We start from the raw sequence: 22,141 nt of genomic DNA, 5'->3' as shown, positions 1-22,141 counted from the left end.
CATTGAATGCAGCGGGGGTCGCTCAGGCGTCATTCACGCTGACGACGCAAGCGCCCCCCGACCACTCGATCTCAGTGGCCCAATGCTTTCTGCAATTCGTCGAAGGATTCCTTGCCGCCGATCTCCTCATAGAACTGCGGCCAGACCTTTTCCTTGGCGATGCTGATCCACTTGTCCTCGTCGGTCAGCTGGGCGGACTGCACCCCTTCCGCTTCCATGCCGGCACGCGCCTGGGAGGCCTCGGTCAGCTGGAATTGAAGCGCATAGAGCTGGGCTTCCAGACCGGCGCGATCGATGATCTCGCGCTCCTCGTCAGACAGCTTGCTGTAGGTACGCACCCCCATGACGATCGGCTGCAGGGAGTACTGGTAGTGGACCTCGGTCAGATACTTCTGCACTTCCTGGAACTTCATCGTGTAGTTGACGATGTCCGGGTTGTCCTGACCATCGATCACGCCCTGCTGCAGACCGGTGAAGACTTCCGGCCACGACATGCTGATCGGGCTGGCACCCCAGGCCTGATAGGTGGCGAGCATGATCTTGTTCTGCGGCACACGGATCTTCAGGCCCTCAAGGTCTTCCAATGACGTCACCGGACGCTTGGAGTTGGTCAGATAACGGAAATTGGAATACAGCCAGCTGACGATGTGGACGCCGGCCTGTTTTTCGGCGATCTGGTTCCATTCATCCGCCAGCGGGCCGGTGGTGGCCTTGACGGCATCCGCATGGCTACGCAGTGCATAGGGCATGGTGAGCGCGCCGAGACGCGGCGCATAGGGCGTCAGGTTGCCGACACCGATCAGCGCGAAGTCCAGCTTGCCGATGCGCGTGTCCTGGATCATGCCGGTCTCGGAGCCCAGCTGACCGCCCGGGAACAACTCCACCTGCATCTCGCCATCGGAGAGTTGCTCGACCAGTTCCTCGAAGCGCTGTGCAAGCGCGCCCTGATCCGAATCCATCGGATCGCCCATGCCGACCTTGAAGGTCTTGGCCTGAGCGGTCGCTGACATCACCAACATCACTGCGGTTGCCAAGAGAGCTTTATTGAACATTGTTATTACTCCACTGGTTGCGGGCCCACATGCCCTGTCACCAGGACATGTGGATTGAAGATCATGTGGCTTTCAAAGCGTTATCGTTATGGGTTCACCACTGTCATACGCTGCCGCCAGACGGCGTCATGCGACGGTCGAGACAGGTCGTGCGCTGTGCAGAGCGTCCTGAATCAAATCAGCGATCACCTCACAGTCCTGGACGTCGAAGGTCAGCGGAAGGCGCAGATCACACAGTGTCGCCAGCACCCGGTCGGCATTGGGCACCGCACGATGGCTGCCCAGATAGGCCCAGCTGTCGTAGCGACTGGTGTAATCCTCCGGCAGCGGCTTGCCGTACCATTTCACCGGTAGCCCACGCGCTTCACAGCCTGCGATGAAGGCGGCGATCTGCTCGTGGGTGCACTGCGCCAGCGTGAACTGGATGGAGCTTCCGACGTAGCCTTCCAGCGGGCCACGCAGGATGGGCGTGACGCCCTCCATGGCCGAGAGTCGGTCCTGCATGCGGGCATAGAGGGCATTCCAGCGCTCGCGACGCTCAGCCAGCTCTCCCAGTTGCGGACGCAGGATGGCGGCACGCAGATTGTCCATGCGACCACTCATGTTGGGGGTCTGCAGGCGCGTCTCAGCGAAGCTCTCCGCTGCCGGCGCCGCCAGGTGACGGTCGTACAGCATGTAGGAGCCCGACAGGATGATGGCGCGTCGCATCACCTCATCATCGGCGGTCGCCAGCAGGCCACCCTCACCGGAATTGACGTGCTTGTAGGTCTGGGTGCTGTAGCAGCCGACCTTGCCGAAGGTGCCGCTGGGCTTGCCGTCGTAGCTCGCGCCCATGGTATGCGCGCAATCCTCGATCACCGTGATGCCGCGGCTATCGCAGATCTGCATGATCGCGTGCATGTCGCCGATATGGCCGCGCATGTGCGAGAGCATGAAGAAGCGGGCCCCGCTCTGATCGGCCGCACGCGCCAGATCTTCCGGATCGACGGTGGTGTCCTCGAGGATATCCACCAATACCGGCTCGCCACCGGCGGCGACGATGCTGCCGGGCACCGGAGACAGGGTGAAGGCGTTGCACAGCACCTTGTCACCGGCCTCGAGTCCACAGGCGCGCAGCGCCAGCTGCAGGGCATAGCCGCCGGAGGCACAGGCCAGCGCATGGGGAATGCCCAGACTCGCCGCGAATTCCTGCTCCAGCAGCGCCGTTTCGCCCTGCTCGCCTTCCGCCAGGTTGTAGCGATGCAGGCGACCACTGCGCATCACGGCGACGGCAGCCTCGATGGCGGTGTCGGAGATGGCTTCCTGCTGGGTGAATGACTTGGCAAAACGACGCATGTAGCCTCCTCAGTAACGCTTCTGGGCATAGACGGGGAAGTCCCAATCCTGCTCGGGGAAGTATTTGGTGAGGCGCCAGTCACAGGCACGCGCATGGCCTTCCATCCCTTCGGTGCGCGAGATGCGCGAACCGATGGCACTGAACTTGAGGTTGGCTTCGGCACTGAGCTGCTGGGTAGTCAGTACCTTCATGAACTTGTGGACATTCAGGCCGCCGGAGTAGCGACCGGCCCGCTTGGTCGGCAGGATGTGGTTGGTGCCGGAGCACTTGTCACCGTGGGTGACGGTGCTGCCTTCGCCCAGGAACAGAGAGCCGTAATTGCCGAGGTTCTGCTTCCACCACTCCAGGTCCTCACACAGCACCTGCAGGTGTTCGCAGGCGTACTGATCACTGATCTGGACCACTTCTTCGCGGGTGTCGCACAGGATGACTTCGCCGTAGTCGCGCCAGGCGGCGTGGATGACCTCGGCGTTGGGCATGTCGTTGCCGACCAGCGGTACCAGCTCGATGACGCGGCGCGCGACTTCTTCACTGGTGGTGAACAGCCAGACCGGCGAGTTCGGGCCGTGCTCCGCCTGGGAGACGAGATCAACCGCGATGGTCATCGGATCTGCGGTGTGATCGGCGATCACCGCCGATTCGGTGGGGCCGGCGAAGACGTCGATACCGACCTGCCCGAACAACAGACGTTTGGCTTCGGCAACGAAGGCATTGCCCGGACCGACGAGGATGTCGGCTTCGCGGCCGCCGAACAGGCCGAAGGCCATGCTGGCGACCGCGTGAACGCCACCCATTTCCAGGATGCGGTCGGCGCCAGCCACGTGCATGGCGTAGGCCACCGCCGGATTGATGCTGTCACCGCGCGGCGGCGAACAGGCCGTGATGTGCTTGACGCCGGCGGCCTTGGCCGTGGCGACACTCATCAGCGCCGAGGCGGCATGCGCGTAGCGTCCACCCGGCACGTAGCAACCCGCGGCATCGATGGGCAGCACGCGTTGACCCAGCACGACACCCGGCTCGGTCTCGATCTCGAAGGACGTCAGGCTGTCGCGCTGCGCTTCGGCGAAACGGCGGATCTGGCGATGGGCGAAATCGATATCGGCCTTGACGCTCTGCGGCACGCTCTCGATCAGCGTGGCCAGCTTATCTTCACTGAGGACGAAATCGCCGCTCCAGTTGTCGAACTTCTCGGCATACATGCGCACGGCGTCTTCACCACGCGAGCGAATGTCCTGCAGCATGTCCTGGACGATGGCTGTGGTGCGCTGATCTTCCTCTGCCACGCCGTCGGCTGCTTCAGCCAGCTTGAGGTGTCTGATTGTCATTGTGATTCCCCGAAAACTGCTGTGATCATCACGCTCCCTTGCCACCTGGGCCCGGGAGCGTGTCGTTACGGGATGCGTCAGTCACGCCGTGGCCTTCAGGCGGGACGCATCACTGGCCGCAAACGCTATCAGGCCTGGTAATCCGCGAAGTTGAAGGCATCCGGGTAGCCGAACAGGGCCACGGCACCGCCGGTGTGCAGGAAGACCACGTTCTCGCCTTCCTTGAAATGCCCCTTGCGCACCAGATCGATCAGACCGGCCATGCCCTTGCCGGAGTAGACCGGGTCCAGCAGGATGCCTTCCTGCTGGGCCAGCAGCGTGACGGCCTCGACCATGCTTTCGGTCGGAATGCCGTAACCTTCACCGACGTAATCGCAGTTGGCGACGACATCTTCACGCTTGACCACATCCGACAGGCCCAGCTTGGCTTCGGTCTTCTGCGCCAGCGCGAAGACATTGCCTTCCTGCTTGTCCTTCGGTGCCCGCACACCGATGCCGAGTACCGGAATGCCGGAGTTGCAGGCGGTCAGGCCCGTCACCAGTCCCGCCTGGGTGCCGGCGCTGCCGGTGGCGTGAACGAGGTGATCGATCTTGAGGCCCATGTCGTTGGCCTGGGACAGCAGCTCGAGGGCGGCATTCACGTAACCCAGTGCGCCGATCTCGTTGGAGCCACCCCCCGGGATGATGTAGGGCTTCTTGCCCTTGCCGATCAGCTTGTCGGCCAGCGCTTCCATCTCGGCGGCCATGTCGGCACCACCGGCACGCTTGGCAACCGTCGCGCCATGCAGCTGGTCGAGGAAGACGTTGCCGTTGTAGTTGTAGCTGCGGTCGTCGCTGCCGGTACGGTCTTCCAGCAGGATGTGGCACTCAAGACCCAGCTTGCAGGCAGCGGCAGCGGTCTGACGCGCGTGGTTGGACTGGGTTGCGCCCTGGGTGATGATGGTATCGGCGCCCTGCTCCAGCGCGTCCGCCATCAGGAATTCCAGCTTGCGGGTCTTGTTGCCACCGGTGGAAAGCCCGGTGCAGTCATCACGTTTGATCCAGAGACGCGGCCCACCCAGCAGCTTGCTCAGATTGTCCATCGGCTCCAGCGGAGTCGAGAGGTGACCAAGGCGAACACGGGGAAAACGGGACAGATGCATACGAGCCTCCAGGCGAGTCATTGTTGTCATAGGGATTACTCTCATAACGACGTTCGTCGAATGTGTGACATCACTCCGGCACGCCGCCGAGCGGTCTTCACAACAGTAAGCCGCGATTCTCGACAGTCCCAATGCCATGTTTCTCAAAGTTTGTTACTTTTCTGCATGACCAGTCCCATCCTCTGATCCGACTCAGATATCCAGAAGATCGACATGTCCGCAACGCCGACTGGCAGTCATATCCATTGCCAAAAGCCTCGTTCTCATGGGACACCCGGTCAGCGTCGTGCCATGTCCGCCGGTGTCGCTGCAGGCTTCACCACAATGGGAAAGCGGTGCATGATGGCCAACCTCCAACAACAACCGACATCTCCTCAGGCGACGCATGAAGATCGAATGGATCGAAGACTTTCTCGCATTGATCGAGGCCGGGACCTTCTCGCTGGCAGCCGAGCGACGCAACGTGACGCAACCCGCCTTCTCGCGCCGAATACGGCAGCTCGAGGAGTGGCTGGGGGTCGAGCTGGTCTATCGCCAGTCGCAGCGCATGATCCTCACCGAGCACGCGCTGGAATATGAGCAGGAAATGCGGGAATGGCTGGCGCGGCTCTATACGCTGCGCAGCCGGCTACGCAGCGAGGCCCGCCAGGGGCCGAAGGCGATCATCACCACTCAGCACACCCTCACCGTCAGCTACCTGCCACGGTTGCTGCGCTATTTCCGGCACAACTCCCCCGACGCCGGACTGCAGGTGAAGTCGCTGGACCGCAGTGAATGCCTGCAGTTGTTCGATCATGGGCAGGCCGATCTGCTGCTGTGCTCCGAGCTTCAGGGCGCGCCGGTCTTCGAGGGGAATTGCGGTATCAATCGCCTCTCGCTGGGGCTGGAGCGCCTGCTGCCGGTGTGTGCGCCAGATACCCTGGGTCGCCCCCTGCACCTGCCACGCAGTGATCAACGCCTGCCCTTGATCGCCTATGATCCGGAGAGTTTTCTGGGCCAGATTCTGGCCTCGCCCTATCTGATGGATCTTCAGCGCGCCCAGGACATCGACATCATCTGCGAGACCTCCTTCACGCTGGGCATTCGTGAACTGGTGATGGCCGGACTGGGGGTCGGTTGGCTGCCCCATGGATTGATCGAGGATGATCTGGAGAGCGGCAGGCTGGTCTCGCTGCTGGATGATCTGGGTGGGCCGACCCTTGAGGTAGCCTGCTATTGCCGCAATGACAACAACAGCACAGCGACCGATGCACTCTGGCAACTGCTCAACGAGAGCCCGCCTGCCGTATGACATCGTGAGCCTCTCATCACTCTTCACCTTCGAGAGCCCGACATGAATCGCCTGAATCCCGACAAGCTGTTGCAGAGCAAATGGACCGCCGTGACTCCCAGGAATCGAGAGCGACATTTCATCGTCACGCGCCTGATTCGTGATGAGCAGGACGAACATGTGGTAGAGGTGGTGTTGCAGGCGGTACTGACCCGCAAGGATTACACCCTCGCCTGGCGTGAACTCAAGGAAGACGGCGTCTGGCAGATGGGCTGGAAATGACGCTGTGAATCACGCTTCGCTGAACGCAGACACGCCGCCCTCGGGCGGCGTGTCTGCGTTGACCTGATGAATCGTTCGATAGTCCCGGTACCGCCGAGGCCGCGCCTCAGGTCACATCTGAGGTCACTGCATCGGCCTCGAGCTGATCACACAGTAGCGCCATGCGCTGCACCGCCTCCAGCAGGGTGTCATCCGGCACGGTCAGGGCGACACGTATCAGTGGCCTTCCGCAGTCGCCGAAGACACTGCCGGGCATCACCGCGACCTGCTGCCGTTCCAGCAGCCGCCAGGCGAATCGTTCACCATCCAGGCCGGTGCGTGAGACATCGACCATCAGGAACATGCCGCCCTGGGGCAGGCTGGAGGACAGCTGCGGGATGGCCGCCAGCGCCTCATGGACCAGGCGCGCGCGGCGCCCGAGTGATTCGCGAAGACGCTCGGTAGTATCGAAATCTCCGCGCAGCGCGGCTTCCGTCATGTCAGCGATGAAGGGCTGGTTGCCGAACAGCATGGTTTCCGAGACCGGCAACAGCCGACGACAGAATTCCGCCGAGCCGATGGCCCAGCCACTGCGAAAGCCGGTGGCGGCGTGGCTCTTGGAGATGGAGGACACCACCACGGTGCGCTCACGCAGTGCCTCGATTTCCAGCGGCGAGACGAATCTTCCCGTGAAGATCAGTGCTTCATAGACCTCATCGCAGACGATCCACAGATCATGCTCGCGACACAGCTCACCGATACGCTCGAGCGTGGCACGGTCCATGACCGCGCCGGTCGGGTTGTGCGGAGTATTGAGCAGCAATACACGGCTCTGCGGCGTGATGGCCGCGGCCAGATCTTCCGGCTGCAACACAAAACCATGCTCCATGCGCAGCGGTACCGGCTGCAGGTCACCGCCAGCCCCGCGGATCACGCCCTCATAGGTGGCGTAGTAGGGGTCGCCGGTCAGCACGCCGGCCCCCTCCTCCACCAGCGCCAGCATCACCGCGAACAGCGCCGTCTGAGTGCCGGGGAAACACAGCACGTTGTCGCCCGTCATCTCGGGCATGCGCGGGGTATAGCGTTCGACCAGTGCATCGACCAGCCCCGGCTCGCCACGGCCATCGGAGTAGCGGGTACGCCCGGCGCGCAACGCCTCGACGCAGTGCTCGACCAGGGCCGGATGGGTGGCGATATCCGGTTCCCCGATGGTCAGCTCGATGATCGGCTCGCCGGCCTGGATACGCTGGCGAGCAGCGCTGTGAACGGCCCATTTGTCACCGCCCAGGTCACTCAGTCGCTCGGTAATGGTGGCGTAGCGCATGCTCAACTCCTGTGGGATGGGGGTGATGTCGTGTCAGCGATGTGCTCAAGCAAGGTGCCCCGGGGCAGGCGAAGAATGCCCTCTGCCGCCCGTATCGCGATCGTGGGCAGGCGCTCGACCGGATAGAGGCCATGTTCCAGCCCACCTTCCAGCCATAGCCCATCGATCAGGCCATTGAGGGCGATCGCCTGCTCCTGACAATCACTCTCGGCGGCAGGCAGCGCATGGACACTCAGCACCGGCTGGACCAGCTGGGCGAGCAGATCGAGAAACTCGCGATAGGTTTCCTGGTGCACCGCCGAATAGCTGGCATCGTGGCGCACCCGACCGATGAAAGTCGCCCACAGGGAAATCTTGTGGGCAGCCAGATTGGGCTGGGTGAGGCTCGCCGCGATGAAGCGTGCCAGACGACACGCCGGGGATTCATCACTGGCCGGGCTGGCATCGGCGATATCGGAGGTCAGCTGGCCCATCATGTAGGCGTAGGCAGCCCGCACCATGTCATCCTTGGTACCGAAATGATGGCGAATCAGTCCGGGCGAGACCCCGGCCGCCTCCGCCACGCGGCGCACGCTGGCACCGGCCAGACCGTGCTGCGCGACACAGCTCAGGGTGGCTTCCAGCAGGTCGCGACGACGCTGATCCTGGGAAAGCCGCTGGAAGGCCTTGCGACTCATCTGGATGCCTCTCCTTCACTCAACGCCCGGATTGCCGCACTTGCCTCACTCTCAGGTGACAGCGGCCACTCAGCGAGGGACGGCTTATCGACGATAGTCACTGCCAAGGCTCTCCAGCAGACGCAGGTGGGAATCCCATTCCAGTGCCAGATCGCCATCCTCATGGATGGCCATGTCGTACTGGCCGACCACATGCTCACAGATCTCGGGCGAGAGGCGGCGCACCGGCTGGCCCATGGACAGAGTCGCGACCTGGATCTCGCAGCTGCGCTCGAGATAGAACATGTTGTTGAACATCTCGGCGGCAGAGGCACCGGTGGTCAGCAGGCCATGATTGCGCAGGATCAACGCCGGATTGTCGCCAAGACTTGCCACGATGCGTTCGCGCTCATCCAGATCCAACGCGATGCCCTCGTAGTCGTGGTAGGAAACGCGACCATGGAACTGCAGGGCGATCTGATTCAGTGGCAGCAGCCCTTCTTCCAGGCTCGATACCGCCACGCCGGCGCGCGTATGGGTATGCATGATCCAGCTGGCTGAGTGGCTTGCCGCATGAATCGCCGAGTGAATGGTGAAACCGGCCGGATTGACGCGCGCGGCACTGTCATCGACCTTCTCGCCGTTGACATCGATCTTGACCAGCGAGGATGCGGTGATCTCCTCCCAGCGCCAACCATAGGGATTGATCAGGAAGTGCCCTTCCTCACCCGGCACTCGCGCCGTGATGTGGGTGTAGATCAGGTCGGTCATGCGGTAGTGCGCCGCCAACCGATAGCAGGCTGCCAGGTCCAGGCGTGCTTGCCACTCTGCGTCACTCATGGTCGATGCCGGCATGTCGCTGTCTCCTGTTGAATGAGGCTCCAGTGAGCCTGGAATGAAAGACTGAGAGGGAAGGCGGCCTCAATAGCCGCGCTGACGATCCACCGCCAGGCTCAGAGGTTCGCCATCGCGCAGTTCCCGCGCCGTGGCGACGACCTGCTCGGCCACTACTTCCGGCAGCGAATCACTCGCCACATGCGGTGTGATACGCAGGCGCGCGTCCTGCCACCAACGATGAGTGGGTGCCAGCGGCTCCTCGCGGAAGACATCCAGCGTCGCGCCTGCCAGTTGCCCGGCGTCGAGCGCGGCTTCAAGGTCGGCTTCCATCAGGTGCTCACCGCGGCCGATCTGCACCAGCCAGGCGCCACGACGCAGCTGAGCGAACAAGGCAGCGTTCAGCACGTTCTCGGTCACCGGGGTCAGCGGCAGGATATTGATCAGATAACCGGCGCCGTCGGCCGCCGCCATCACCGCATTGTCGCCCGTCAGGTAACGCACGCCCGGTACCGGCGCGGCCGGTTCGCTGCGACAGGCGACCGTCACCGAGAACCCCAGGGTCGACAGCGAAGTGACCACGGCGCGCCCCATGCTGCCGTGCCCCAGCACGGCCACCTTGGCCTTCTCTGGCGCGCGCATTGCCAAAGGCTGCCATTCGCCACGTGTGGCATTGTCAGCCATGACGGCAAACTCGCGCTCTTGATGCAGCACTTCATGCGCGGCAAACCCGGCCATCAGATACGCCTGATGCGGATCGCGCACCCGTGCGATCTGCACCTCGGCCGAGAGTCCGGGATGACTGAGCAAGGCATCCACTCCCGCCGCGATCGACATCGCAAGCCGAAGATTCGGGTACGGCGCAAAGGCGTCCTCACCCGGCTGCCAGCAGATGGCGAACGCGACCTCCGTGGGGTCCTCGATCTCATGCGGTTTCTGCAGCACGACATCGTCGCCCAGCTGGCGCAGTGCTTCACCGTAGACGCTGTCCAGGTCCAGGGATTCACTCAGATAGACACCCAGAATCGGGGCTTGGCTTGGCATTGGCTCTCCTTGTGTCACGACTGGCAGCGTATGGGTTGCGATGGATCTTCCGTCACTATTGCACACTCGTATAATTACTGCCAACCATCACGTGCTCCCCTGCTCCCTCATCGCCTTTCTGATGCAGCACCGCCTTGAGCCACAAGGGGAGACGCAAACATCTTTCATTCTCCTCCCTCAAATATCTCTCCATTCTCCTCCCTCAACTCGAGGCATCACGGCGCCAGGGGGGATTGAGCAAACAAGAACGCCCGCGATCAGCGAGCAGGAGCTCGTGAACGCGGGCGTCAGTCCTCAATGTTGCTTCACACGGCTCAGTCCTGCTGATTCTCCAGCAATGACTTCAGGCCATGCGGCTGGCAACGCAGGTACTGGGGCGAGGCCTTGACGGTATCCCCCAGTGCGGCGGCCGCATGCCAGGGCCAGCGCGGGTCGTAGAGGATGCCACGCGCCAGCGCGATGGCATCGGCACGCTCGTTCACCAGCAGGTCTTCGGCCTGCTGCGGTTCGGTGATCAGGCCGACGGCGATCACCGGCATCTTCACCTGCGCCTTCAGGGCCTCGGCGTGCGGCACCTGGTAGTTGGGCTCCACCGGAATCTGCTGCTGCGCGCTGAGCCCGCCGCTGGAGACATGCAGATAGTGACAGCCACGACGGTCCAGCGCCTTGGCAAGTTCGATGCTCTGCTCGAGGTCCCAGCCGCCCTCGACCCAGTCCGTCGCGCTGATCCGGATGCCCAGCATGACGTACTCCGGGATCGCGGCCCGCACGGCGTCAAAGACTTCAAGCGTCAGACGCATGCGGTTCTCGAGCGAGCCACCGTAGTCATCCTCGCGCTGATTGCTGAGCGGCGACAGGAATTCATGCAGCAGATAGCCATGCGCCGCATGCAGCTCAATGCCATCCAGGCCGATGTCGACGGCGCGCTGCGCCGCCGCCACGAAGTCCGCGATGGTCCGGCGGATCTGCTCACCACTCATCGCCTCGGGCAGCGGCCCACCTTCGCTGAAGGGGATCGCGCTGGGGGCGAGTACCTGCCAGCCGTTTTCGTTGCCGGGCGCGATGGCAGCGCCGCCCTCCCAGGGCTTCTGGCAGGATGCCTTGCGTCCCGCATGACCGATCTGCACCGCCAGCGGCATCGGTGAATAGCGGCGGATACGCTCGACGACCCCCTGCATGGCTTGCTGGCATGCCGCATCGTAGAGTCCGACATCGCCGTGGGTGATGCGCCCTTCCGGGGCGACGGCACTGGCCTCGAAGATCAGAAGCCCGGCCCCGGACTGGGCGAGATTGCCAAGATGCTGGTCATGCCAGGCCTGCATCTGTCCTTCCTCGGCGGAGTACTGGCACATCGGCGCGATGATGATGCGGTTGTCCAGCGTGAGCGGGCCGAGGGCAAGCGGTGAAAACAGTGTGGACATGGGATTCCTCTGGATGCAGACAGGGCGGGTTCGACAAGGTGCAGGCGCGAACATGGCGAGAAGGTCCGTGCAGACATTGCCGACGCAGTGCAAGCACAATGCGGGCACCGAGGTGGCGCCACAAGCGCAACTTGGCCGCGATGACGGCAACGCTGAGTTGCCCATGCTTCACGCAAGCCCTGCTGGAACGTCATCATCAGCGACTCGCTTCGCCCTCCAGCACTTCTTCGACCAGCAGACGCCCGACATCGGCAATCGCGGCATTGCGCGCTGCCAGATCGGCCTCGCTTTCGGTCAGATAGACCGCCACGATCAACGGGGCACGCAGCGGTGGCCACAGGATGGCAACATCATTGTTGGTGCCATATCCCCCGCCGCCGGTCTTGTCCGCGATCTGCCAGTCATCGGGCAAGGCCGCCCGCAGCTTGTCATCCCCGGTGGTGTTGGCCAGCATCCAGCCCTGCAGTGCAAGGCGCGATGGCTCGCTCAGCGCATCCCCCACCAGCAATCGCTGCAGGGTGGCAGCCATCGCGTGTGGCGTAGTGGTATCACGCGGGTCACCGGGAGTGGCCTCATTGAGCGCCGTTTCACGCCTGTCCAGCCGCGTGCTGTCATCATCCAGACGCCGTAGATAGGCCGTCAGTGCGGCAGGGCCGCCCAGAGCGTCGAGAATCAGGTTACCCGCGGTATTGTCGCTGGTCGTGATGGTGGCATGGCATAACGCCTCAAGCGTCAGGCCACCATCCTGGGTGTGGTGCTCGGTGATGGGGGAATAGGTCACGAGATCCGCCGGGTGAATCTCCACCTTGCGTGACAACGATTCCTGGCCTTCGTCCACCCGCGAGAGCAGATGACCACAGGCCAGCACCTTGAAGGTGCTGCTCATGGGGAAGCGTTCATCTCCCCGCCAGCTGAAACGGGTGCCATCGGCGGTATCCAGAACGGTCACGCCGATTCGCGCGCCGACTTCTGATTCGATGGCCTGAATGGCCGACGCCGAGAGCGCCGTGTCAGCGGCTGGCGCATCGTCTGCCGCCTGAGCACCCAGCGGTAGACAGGCAAACGCGACGGCGGTCAGCCACTGTTGCCAGCGCCTTGAAGGCCTGACAGCAGGATTCATCGCAGGGCTGGCGAAGTGCAAGGTAGACGAGAGCTGATCGGCACCGCACAGGCGCTGAGGGGAGGAAGGCATCAATGACATGTCCTGATCATGGGGAGGGGGCGTGTCGCAGCAGACACGACCCAATATGCAGCATGCTACATGTACCATAGCCGCGTGAGCGCGGACATGCCGGCCATCTCTCCGCTGCCCGCGGACTGGCAGAGACTTGATCTGGATCAATGCCAGCGCACGCTGCCCTCACTCATCAAGCACCTTGAGCGTCTTGTTGCGCTTGGCACCGGGCCTGGCATGCCATGACAGGCGAATATCAAGACGATGATGGTCATCCTCTCGCCGCGCCGTGATCTTGAGGGTCATCAGGCCGCGCGGTGCCAGCCGTATCTCGCCGTCCTCATCGCGAAATGACAAAAGCCCCTTGCCCAGCCCCTTGATGATCGCCTTGAGAATGTCCTGGACACTATCAATGGACTGCAATGATTCATGTCGGAACAGCGACTTGTCCTGCTTGTCGTCTTTCACCTGCCTCTCCTGTGCGTGTTTCAGGGCGCGTAGACCTTGACCTCGGGATGGTCATTGCTGATGCCGACGATGCGTCCACAGGCTTCTATCAGCGTCGCCCCCATGCCCACGCCATCCAGCCCTTCCTTGCGGCGTGAATTGCGATCCAGGGTGACGTCGCCCTCGATATGCAGAAGCCCATGGCGCCAGCCCAGTTGCTGGCCCGCCTGATGATTGACGTGGCCATGCATCACGGCACGAATGCCGACCTTGTGCAGGCGCTTGACGCCTGCGGCGCTCAGCACCATGTCGCTCTTGCGATATTTGGTGCGCAGTACATTGGCCAGCTCACCGTAATAGAAGGTGAACGGGTCTTCGCGCAGGATGCGCCGGAATTCCTGATTGACCTGCGAGACCTTCTGGCGGCCGAGTCGTCTGGCGAAGGCATCATCCACGCCTGCATGAACATGCAGGAAGGCGCCACTGCGATAGGCAAGGCGCATCTCGTCGAAGAACCAGGCAAAGCGCCCGCTGGGCTTGAGAAACAGCTCGTGGGCCTTGAGCGCGGCGGCATAGGTCTGACGCAACGAGAGGCCATGTTTCTCACAGGCATGCTCGAAGCCATCGGCCTTGGCACTCAGGCGAGTGATCTCCTTCTCCAGCGCCTCCCCCTTGAGCACATGGCCTGCCGATTTGCGAAACTGCTCCGCCCAGTCCGGTCCCGGGTACAGGCGTCGACGGCATTCACTTCGCGAGGGAATGCTCTTCATCGCCCGCGGCCTGTCAGCGAGATAGTGATCGAAGACTTCCTTGAGCAACGCCAGCCCCTTGGCGCCCATGCGCACGAACAGATGATCGGTCCGCGCCGAATCATCATGACTCAGCCGCATCAGCGCCAGCATCAGCCGCATGTCGTGATTCCCCGCCAGCAACTTGAGACGCGCCCCGCTGCGCATCAAGGTTCGCAGGGCTTCCAACAGCTCCAGATTGCTGGGCCCCTTGTCGAGGCAGTCACCGCCGATGACGAAGACACTGCGCTTGCCCCGCGCCGTCAACACCAGGTGGTCCCGTGAGGTCAGGCGCACGCCGCCACTGGCTACCAGAGACGCGATGAAGGCTTCCGCGTCGGCATGCGCATCGGAGATGAAGATGACATCGCGGCGCGGCCAGTCCTTGCTGCCCAGCTTGCGAGCGGCGTGGGACACCTTGTCACCGGCGCGCAGGTGCTGATGTGTCTCGGGCCACTGAGCCGCATGACTGGGCAGCGCCTTGAGATAGCGCGTCGGGCCCCGGTAACGCGGTACGGCGTCGCTCATGGGGGGATTGAGGGTCATTGGGATATCTCCTTGTGGCATCTGCCTGCCTCGTTGAACTCACCGGCTTGTGGCAAGCAAGCGCCTTGCCGCTCCTTGGAGACCTTCCTGAGGTATGCGGAATGTGGGATGAGGTCACGAGCACAGGGCGACAAGCTTATGACCGTTTGATCGCAGAAAGATGACAGGCTCGCATCGCGCTGGTACGTAGGCCTGCTTCTTTGCTGTCAATGACTCCGCCCCCTGCTTTTCCAGCACCCCGCCCCGCTGCTTTTCCAGCTCCCCGTCCGCCCCGGGTCCGCAGCACTCCGCCGGCTGGGCCGCCCACTCAATCCTGCGCGGGCTCGTGACGCTGGCGCACCTTCCACTCGCCAGCCACATGCCGCCATGACCCGGACAGATGCTCCTCGATGACCACCGGCCGCGCATGATGCATGCTCAGCCCGGCAATCTGATCGAAGTCCAGCACGCCCAGCAGATGCGCCGCATGCCGCAGCGCCGCACCATGGCCGACGATCAGTGTCAGCGTGGTGCCCGATGTGAGGGCTGATGGGGAAGCCGGCAACGACGCCATGAAGTCGGCCACGCGCTGACCGGCCTGCATCAGGGATTCAGCCCCCGGCAGCGGCAAACGAAAATGGCTGTTGGATTTCCAGTCGGCCGGCAGGAAATCCACGCGCGGGTCATGACGCACCGCTTCGGCGATCTGTGCCGTGGTCAGATTGGCGGCGCTGCCCAGACTGCGCTCCCACAGGGCATCGTGTGCCATGAGCGAGAACTCACGCCCTGTCCTGTCACCCATGACCTCGTTCATCACCTGCGCCGTCTGCCAGGCACGCAACAGGCTGGAGGCATGTACCGTGCTGGCCGGTTGCCAGCCATGTGCCTGACACAGCGTCAGCACTTCCTCGGCTCCCTCACGCGCCTGACGCTCACCGCGACGGGTCAAGGGAAACGGCTGCAGTGCGCTCGGGGTATCAATCTGCTGGTGATAGTCGGCATGACGAATCAATGCCACACGTCGGATTGTCGGTTCATCAGTCATCGGCCGTCGCTCTTCCCGTCTTCACTCGGTATTGATTCATGCTGGCGGTCCTCGCCATGCGTCGACACGTACGGTGCCAGTCCAAGCAATCATTTCGCCTGGCGCGACGCCTCAAGCCTTGCCAGCAATGCCATGGCGGCGTGCCCCATCTCGTGGTTCTTCAACAGGCTCGGCACGACCTCCGCCGCCACCCAGCGCCGACTGCGATGCGGTTCCTCCCGCTCGCTTTCTTCTTGCTCGTGCACGACTCTCACCGCGTGCAGACTGGAAGCGACAGGGGCCCCCCACTTTTCATAACTGAATTCCAACGCTGCGTTGTCCATTGCCTCCGCCTCGATGCCCGCTTCCTCGCGGGCTTCCTTGAGCGCGGACTCAAGCGGACTCAGCCCCGGCTCGACGATTCCCTTGGGCAGGCTCCAGTGACGGTTGGAGGAAGAGCCGATCAACAGCACCTCCCACCGGGCATCATCGCCCTCCCCTTGCAGGCGACAAGGCAGGACGGCCGACTGGCGGTAGTAATAGGCGGGGCGCTCGCGGCGCTCCTCACCGGCCGGGAATGGCCAGGGAAAGCCATCCGGCAAGGCACGCACACGCTGGATCAGCTCCAGGCTCATCTGGCCGGAGCGCAGGTCTTCCCAGCGCCCCTCGAAGCTCAGCTTGATCACCGCTGCCGTCGGCAGCAGCTTGGTCTCCCTGGGCGGGCGCGGCCGCTTGCCGGTCAACCAGACCAGCGCATCTTCCAATGCCGGGTTATGGCCGATGATCATCAGTCGCTGCACACTATCCGGACAGGCGCGCACCGTCTTGAGCAGCGGTGCCTCCTCCTCGCAGTAAAGCGCAGGCTTGAGCTCGATCATGTCGACGCCGAGGCCCATCGACTTGACACACTTTTCCGCCGTGGCGCGCGCCCGAAGGGCCGGCGAGCTCAGGATGGCATCCGGCACCAGCGCTTGCTGGGCAAGCCAGGCCCCCATGCGCTGGGCGCCCCGCTTGCCGCGCTCCTTGAGCGGACGATGGAAGTCGTCAGCTGCCACTGACCAGTCCGACTTTGCGTGGCGCATCAACAGCAGTTCACGACGCATGTTCAGGCCTCCAGCAAGGGGGTCAGGTGATCCTCGACCAGCGCGGAGAAGTCCACGCGCCCGGTCACCTCAAGCACGCGGGTTCCCGCCAGGCGCTCCAGATACGGCGCGGGATCAAGGCTCGCGCCATTGGGCACGAAACGGCCATCCCGCTGCTGATGGAAGGGCCCCGGTGTCTTCATCACCGCGCGTATCAGTGCTTCATTGCGGCAGACCTCCACCTCGCGCACCTCGAGCGGCGCCTTGCTGCCGCGCGTCCAGTTGAGTATCACCATGGCCGCAAGCTCTCCGCTGGCACGGATACGCCCGGGGCCGTAGACGTCTTCGATGATCAGGTCATGCTTCTCTTCGAGATCCCACAGCGCTTCCTGGGGCATCGCCTCATATCCAGCGATACGCGCGGGGTCCAGCAGCGGGCGCAGACGCGGATTGTTGAGCATGGTACCGGGATTGATGCGTGGCAACTTGGCGACGCCGCGGGCACGCAGCGTTCCCTCCCGCCCCGGCCGGTCCAGGAACAGCCGATCATTGCTGATGAAGTCGAACCCGGGATTGTCGAGCGCCTTCACCATGGTGGTGGACTTGCCGCCGCCAGAGAAGGCTGCGATGGCCACCGCGCGATCGCCCTTCGACAGCGCCGAGGCGTGACAGATCAAGCCGTCATTCTGCTGCAGATGCGACATGTGCAGATTGAGCAGGAAGTTGATCACCTGGCTCTCGTTGTCTTCACAGGGCCCGAACGCCAGGTTGTGGTCGTTGCTGCGCAGAAAGGCCATGCCCGTGCGCACCTTGTGAATCAGGCGCCCGTCGGCCAGGTCGATGATGGCGTCCTTGCGGCGTGTCTTGCCGGGCTCCGGCATCCAATCGACGAAGGCCTCGGGCACGATGCCGAGTTTCGCTGCCGCTGGCGTGTCCTTGAGGGCCGGCGCCTTGAGCACATGCACGAGCCTGGCTCCCCCCGGCACATTGTCGAGCGCCACGATGCGCGCGCAATGGCGGAAATATGTCGCCAGACGTTGCAGCAGCCGTGGCATGTCCGTCATCACACACAGGCGAAAGTCATCCACCTCGAACAGCAACGCCTCGCTCAGGCACTGGCGTGACGGCGTCAGCGCCGAGAAGCAGGCGGAGGCCGTCCACTCGGCAAACGGCAGCATGGCAAGGCTGGCTGAGCTGTCACAGGTCGTCGTACTCATGACAGACACTCCATCACATGATCGAGATAGGCGGTCGCCGCATCGACACCGGCGCCTTCCAGTGCCCCCCGGAAGCCACCGAAGGCCGAGACTTCGAAGATGATCGGGCCGTCATCGGTCAGCGCGACATCGACGGTGGTGAAGTCGAGCTTGAACGGCGCCTGGGCCCGCTGCGCCAGCGCGATCAGCTTCTCGGAGGGCTCAAAGGGCGCGTACTTGCCACCGGCGTGGATGGTGGTATTCCAGGCATCGCCCCCACTGACTCGGGCGTAGCTGCACAGATAACGGCCACCGACGAAGACCATGCCGTAATCCTGCCCCGGCAGGTCGAGGCGCTGCTGCAGATACATCATCGGATGCTCGGCGGCGAACTCACGCACGCCAGCTTCCAGCGCGGCATCATCATCGGTGTCCTCGATGATGCACATGCCCCGCGCCTTGGTGGAGAAAAGCGGCTTGAAGACGGCGGCCTTGAAGCGCTTGACGGCCTCGCAGGCCGCCGTCACCTCTTCGGTGACCAGCGTGGCCGGCATCGGTACCTCGGCATTGGCCAGCGTCACCGTGCAGCTCAGGCGGTCGATCAGGCGAATCATGCTCTCCGCGCTACTGAAGACGCGCACCCCCCTGGCTTCGGCGACACGCAGCAGCTCCAGGCGGTCCAGGCTGCCCGGGGAATATTCCGCGCTGATCTTCTTGACGATCAGGGCATCCAGCTCGGTCAGGTCATGACGCGCCCCGGCAGAGTCACGGAATTCGAGACAGTTGCGGGTCAGGTCCAGCGAGACGGCCGCCATGTCGATCACGAGACGAAAGCCCGTCCGTGCTTCGATGGCATCCGCCAGCACTTCGGTCGACCACTTGCCGGGAATACCCACGACGCCAATCTTGAAATCAGTCAACGAACAACTCCTCCAGGGGAATACGGTAATCGGCCGGCCGATCAGGGTCAGCGCCAAGCGCATGCTCGAGTATAAAGCGTGCGCGGTTGAACATGCGCCCTGCCAGCCCGGCATCAAGGATGAAACGTGTCGAGGTGGCAAAGGAGCGCGCCAGGCCAAGTGCCAGACGCCACTCAAAGGTGGTATCGCCCTGCTCATGGGCAAAGCGACGCATCTGCTGACCGAAACTCAGGGCCAATGCCAGAATACGGGCCCGCAGCGCCGCATCCGTCAATTGAAGGCGATAATGGGACACCATGTGCACGGACACGTCCTGCACATAGTCCTGATAGGCCGAGCGGTGAAGATCGATGAATCGGATGCTCTGCTTGGCCGGATCGAAGAGGATGTTGTCGACATTGAAGTCGCCATGGATATAGACGGCGAAGGGGGCCTCGAGCGAACGCTCCAGTCCTGCGGCCTGCTCGATCAACGCTTCCAGCGAGGGCATCTCGCGCCCACACAGCGAGGCACCGCAGTGGCGAAATTCCGGATGAATCTGATAGACATCACTCAGCCGCTTGAGCAGCTGGTGCATGTGCCCTGCAGTGACCGGCTTGTCGCGGCGGGTGGTGGTCCATACGGAGTGGAGTGTCTCGACCAGCGCCTGCTGGGCGCAACGATTGAGGCGTGACGATTCGTTGATCAACAGATGCTCAAAGGTCATGCCCGGCAGATGCTCGATCAAGAGCGCCGCGCTGTCGCCCTGCTGGTGATGCGAGAGGATGCGGGGTGCGATGCCGGGATAGATGTCGTGCCAGCGCTCGACCCCCTGACGCTCCTCCTCGACCTTGCGCCCCTGGCCATCCTTGAAGATCGCCAGGTACTCTGGCGCTGCCAGCGTCAGCTCGTCGGTGCTCTTCTCTTTCCTGTCTTTCCTGACTTTCCTGCCTTTCTTCTCTCTCTTGTCATTGCTGACTAGCTTGCCGTGCTTACTGCATTCAGGCTCTGTCGCCTTCTCACTGGCAATGCCCGATATCCGGCTGCCGGAGCGTGTCTCGGCCAGGGTGTCGACGCGCATCTCGTTCGCGGGCTGGCTGTCATCGCCCAGCTCATTGACCAGGTGCGTCAGCGAGGCATAGCGCTCGAAGTTGAGTGACTGACCGAGGGTTGCCGAGATGACCGCCTCACCCAGCTGCCCCAGCACCTCGCCCATCTGACTGATTTCACGGGCCACGAACAGCAGATGTGTCAGATCCTCGGCGGGAGCGCGCCTCTTCTTGAGCTGGCCGGTGAGCGCTTGGATACGGTCATCGCTGTCCCGCTTCAGCGTCTCGCGGCTGCGTGCGAGCTTGAGCGCCAGTGACAGGGAGCCGTTCTCCAGCGACATTTCACTGCGCAGAATGCCGCGACGCACACGGCGCAGCGACTTGACCAGCACCACATCATCGACCAGCTGGACATCATCGACGCGAACAAGCTGCTCCAGGCAACTGCGCGCCAGCTCACTGAGTCGCGCCAGACCGCTGGCGACCACGACCAGACTCTGCTGGAAGCGGGCCCGCGCGTGCGAGCGTTTGTGATTTCGGGCTTCAGGGCATGCCTGTTCGATACGCTGGCAGAGATTCTCGGCGTAACCCTGGCGCTCCAGCAGCTTGCGTGCCATGGCCGCCGTCGGCGCGGACACGAAGGCCTGCAGCCAGCCATATTGGCTATCCACTTCCGAACACAGAAATCGAAGGTTATCGCGCGTGCTTTCAGGCCAGGCCTGATCCATGCCATCTCTCCATCCACTCGGAAATCATCCCAATGCCACAGTATTCCACCCAAAGATGACAATCCATGACACGCACTGGAGGAGTCGACTTCTCTTGCTGATGGCTGACCAGGCTGGAGGGCGTTCTTTCATTGAATTCCACCACCCCAACGCTTCCCCCTAGACGTATCGCCTATAGCTGGACAGGACCGGATTCGGTGACAGTAGCGCAGGCGACCCTGCCAGCCCCTGCGCGACCCACCATGGATGGAGCCCGGAATGACCATCACCTGCATCAATGATCTGCAACGTCTCGCCAAGCGCCGCGTGCCGAAGATGTTCTACGACTATGCCGACTCCGGCTCGTGGACGGAATCCACCTATCGGGCCAACGAAGCCGATTTCGCCGCGATCGGGCTGCGCCAACGGGTGATGGTCGACATGGACAATCGCACTCTGCGCACGACGATGCTGGGTGAAGAGGTGGCCATGCCGGTGGCGATCGCGCCCACCGGCCTGACCGGCATGCAGCATGCCGATGGCGAGATGCTGGCCGCGCGCGCGGCGAGTGACTTCGGTATCCCCTTCACGCTTTCCACCATGAGCATCTGTTCCATCGAGGACGTCGCGTCCGTCAGCTCACGCCCCTTCTGGTTCCAGCTCTACGTGATGCGCGACAAGGATTACATCGGACGGTTGATCGATCGCGCCAAGGCCGCGGAGTGTTCCGCGCTGGTACTCACCGCTGATCTGCAGATCATCGGCCAGCGTCACAAGGACCTGATCAACGGCCTGAGCGTGCCCCCTCGCCCCACCGTGGCAACCGTGCTTGACCTGGCCACCAAGTGGCGCTGGTGCGCCGGCATGCTCAAGACAAAGCGCCACACCTTCGGCAACATCGCCGGCCACGTGAAGGATGCCGAGAACCTGAGTTCTCTCTCGAAATGGACCGCCAGCCAGTTCGATCCGAGCCTGAGCTGGGACGACATCAAGTGGATCAAGGACCGCTGGGGCGGCAAGCTGATCATCAAGGGCATCATGGAACCGGAGGACGCCGAGCTGGCCGTGCAGGCAGGGGCCGATGCGGTGATCGTCTCCAACCACGGCGGACGTCAGCTGGATGGGGCGGCCTCCTCCATCTCCGCTCTGCCGGACATTCTCGCGGCGGTCGGCGACAGGACAGAGGTCCACATGGATGGCGGGATTCGCTCTGGCCAGGATGTGCTCAAGGCGGTAGCGATGGGCGCCAAGGGCGTCTACCTGGGGCGTGCCTTCCTCTATGGGCTAGGCGCCATGGGCGAGCAAGGCGTGACCAGATCCCTGGAGATCATCCACAAGGAGCTCGACACCACGCTGGCCCTGTGTGGATTGCGTGATATCCATGACGTGGATACGCGGATTCTCAGGCCCGGCACCTATCCGGTGGCCAGCACGCATAGCGGAGCGCTGCGTGAGTCACGCCGGATGGAGCCTCATGAGGCACTGGGTACGTCATCCTGAACACGGCGGCGGAGCAATAATCCCCTGAAAACCACAAGGCCGACATGTGCCAGTGGAATCCACCACGGCACCTGTCGGCCTGTCA

20 protein-coding genes are annotated in these 22,141 nt (G+C 63.0%); 3 read left to right on the top strand and 17 right to left on the bottom strand.

Features of this window, described 5'->3' with window-relative positions:
- Window positions 1-71: 71 nt before the first annotated feature.
- The 4 genes from F8A90_RS07845 to F8A90_RS07830 all read right to left on the bottom strand — a co-directional run bounded on the left by F8A90_RS07845 (window position 72) and on the right by F8A90_RS07830 (window position 4,855).
- Complete coding sequence (locus F8A90_RS07845) at window positions 72-1,010, bottom strand: TRAP transporter substrate-binding protein (RefSeq protein ID WP_200019655.1); 939 nt, start codon at window positions 1,008-1,010, stop codon at window positions 72-74.
- A gap of 168 nt (window positions 1,011-1,178) precedes the next feature.
- Entirely contained in the window at window positions 1,179-2,387 is a 1,209-nt protein-coding gene (locus F8A90_RS07840) for a DegT/DnrJ/EryC1/StrS family aminotransferase (protein ID WP_200019654.1), read from the bottom strand.
- A gap of 9 nt (window positions 2,388-2,396) precedes the next feature.
- On the bottom strand, window positions 2,397-3,713 hold the full coding sequence (hisD, locus tag F8A90_RS07835) for a histidinol dehydrogenase (protein WP_200019653.1): 1,317 nt from the start codon (window positions 3,711-3,713) through the stop codon (window positions 2,397-2,399).
- A gap of 128 nt (window positions 3,714-3,841) precedes the next feature.
- Complete coding sequence (locus tag F8A90_RS07830; protein WP_077376967.1) at window positions 3,842-4,855, bottom strand: D-cysteine desulfhydrase; 1,014 nt, start codon at window positions 4,853-4,855, stop codon at window positions 3,842-3,844.
- 385 nt (window positions 4,856-5,240) lie between these two features.
- On the opposite strand from F8A90_RS07830, the gene F8A90_RS07825 reads away from it, so the two are divergent.
- Together F8A90_RS07825 and F8A90_RS07820 are read left to right on the top strand one after the other, a co-directional pair.
- Complete coding sequence (locus F8A90_RS07825; RefSeq protein ID WP_200019652.1) at window positions 5,241-6,146, top strand: LysR family transcriptional regulator; 906 nt, start codon at window positions 5,241-5,243, stop codon at window positions 6,144-6,146.
- Between the two features lie 42 nt (window positions 6,147-6,188).
- Window positions 6,189-6,407, top strand: a complete 219-nt coding sequence (locus tag F8A90_RS07820) for a TIGR02450 family Trp-rich protein (RefSeq protein WP_200019651.1) — start codon at window positions 6,189-6,191, stop codon at window positions 6,405-6,407.
- A gap of 106 nt (window positions 6,408-6,513) precedes the next feature.
- Here F8A90_RS07820 and F8A90_RS07815 read toward each other — a convergent pair whose 3' ends face one another.
- The 13 genes from F8A90_RS07815 to F8A90_RS07755 all read right to left on the bottom strand — a co-directional run bounded on the left by F8A90_RS07815 (window position 6,514) and on the right by F8A90_RS07755 (window position 20,577).
- Window positions 6,514-7,710, bottom strand: a complete 1,197-nt coding sequence (locus F8A90_RS07815) for a pyridoxal phosphate-dependent aminotransferase (protein ID WP_200019650.1) — start codon at window positions 7,708-7,710, stop codon at window positions 6,514-6,516.
- A gap of 2 nt (window positions 7,711-7,712) precedes the next feature.
- A complete protein-coding gene (locus F8A90_RS07810) occupies window positions 7,713-8,387 on the bottom strand; it encodes a TetR/AcrR family transcriptional regulator (RefSeq protein WP_200019649.1) in 675 nt (224 codons plus the stop codon).
- An 84-nt stretch (window positions 8,388-8,471) separates the two neighbouring features.
- Complete coding sequence (locus F8A90_RS07805) at window positions 8,472-9,221, bottom strand: class II aldolase/adducin family protein (protein WP_200019648.1); 750 nt, start codon at window positions 9,219-9,221, stop codon at window positions 8,472-8,474.
- Window positions 9,222-9,287: 66 nt separating this feature from the next.
- Window positions 9,288-10,244, bottom strand: a complete 957-nt coding sequence (locus F8A90_RS07800) for an NAD(P)-dependent oxidoreductase (protein ID WP_200019647.1) — start codon at window positions 10,242-10,244, stop codon at window positions 9,288-9,290.
- A gap of 314 nt (window positions 10,245-10,558) precedes the next feature.
- Window positions 10,559-11,665, bottom strand: coding sequence for an NADH:flavin oxidoreductase/NADH oxidase (locus F8A90_RS07795; RefSeq protein ID WP_200019646.1), 1,107 nt, complete (start codon window positions 11,663-11,665; stop codon window positions 10,559-10,561).
- Window positions 11,666-11,861: 196 nt separating this feature from the next.
- Window positions 11,862-12,785 (bottom strand): class A beta-lactamase, encoded by a 924-nt coding sequence (gene bla / locus F8A90_RS07790; RefSeq protein ID WP_200019934.1) that lies wholly within the window; start codon window positions 12,783-12,785, stop codon window positions 11,862-11,864.
- A gap of 240 nt (window positions 12,786-13,025) precedes the next feature.
- On the bottom strand, window positions 13,026-13,307 hold the full coding sequence (locus F8A90_RS07785; RefSeq protein WP_200019645.1) for an amphi-Trp domain-containing protein: 282 nt from the start codon (window positions 13,305-13,307) through the stop codon (window positions 13,026-13,028).
- Between the two features lie 20 nt (window positions 13,308-13,327).
- Window positions 13,328-14,620, bottom strand: coding sequence for a metallophosphoesterase (locus F8A90_RS07780; RefSeq protein WP_200019644.1), 1,293 nt, complete (start codon window positions 14,618-14,620; stop codon window positions 13,328-13,330).
- A gap of 307 nt (window positions 14,621-14,927) precedes the next feature.
- Entirely contained in the window at window positions 14,928-15,644 is a 717-nt protein-coding gene (locus tag F8A90_RS07775) for a histidine phosphatase family protein (RefSeq protein WP_200019643.1), read from the bottom strand.
- An 89-nt stretch (window positions 15,645-15,733) separates the two neighbouring features.
- Window positions 15,734-16,726: an NUDIX domain-containing protein gene (locus F8A90_RS07770; RefSeq protein WP_200019642.1), complete on the bottom strand. Its 993-nt coding sequence runs from the start codon at window positions 16,724-16,726 to the stop codon at window positions 15,734-15,736.
- A 2-nt stretch (window positions 16,727-16,728) separates the two neighbouring features.
- Complete coding sequence (locus tag F8A90_RS07765; RefSeq protein WP_200019641.1) at window positions 16,729-17,922, bottom strand: HprK-related kinase B; 1,194 nt, start codon at window positions 17,920-17,922, stop codon at window positions 16,729-16,731.
- On the bottom strand, window positions 17,919-18,821 hold the full coding sequence (locus F8A90_RS07760; RefSeq protein ID WP_200019640.1) for a GAK system ATP-grasp enzyme: 903 nt from the start codon (window positions 18,819-18,821) through the stop codon (window positions 17,919-17,921). Before F8A90_RS07760 ends, F8A90_RS07765 begins: the two co-directional genes overlap by 4 nt.
- On the bottom strand, window positions 18,814-20,577 hold the full coding sequence (locus tag F8A90_RS07755; protein ID WP_200019639.1) for a phosphotransferase: 1,764 nt from the start codon (window positions 20,575-20,577) through the stop codon (window positions 18,814-18,816). The genes F8A90_RS07760 and F8A90_RS07755 overlap by 8 nt, the downstream gene beginning before the upstream one ends.
- 258 nt (window positions 20,578-20,835) lie before the next feature.
- On the opposite strand from F8A90_RS07755, the gene F8A90_RS07750 reads away from it, so the two are divergent.
- A complete protein-coding gene (locus F8A90_RS07750) occupies window positions 20,836-22,056 on the top strand; it encodes an alpha-hydroxy acid oxidase (protein WP_200019638.1) in 1,221 nt (406 codons plus the stop codon).
- Window positions 22,057-22,141: the final 85 nt, after the last annotated feature.

Source organism: Cobetia sp. cqz5-12, from assembly GCF_016495405.1.
GTDB lineage: Bacteria > Pseudomonadota > Gammaproteobacteria > Pseudomonadales > Halomonadaceae > Cobetia.
Note: the sequence above shows the minus strand (reverse complement) of the source record. Positions and strands in the feature narration are given on the sequence as shown.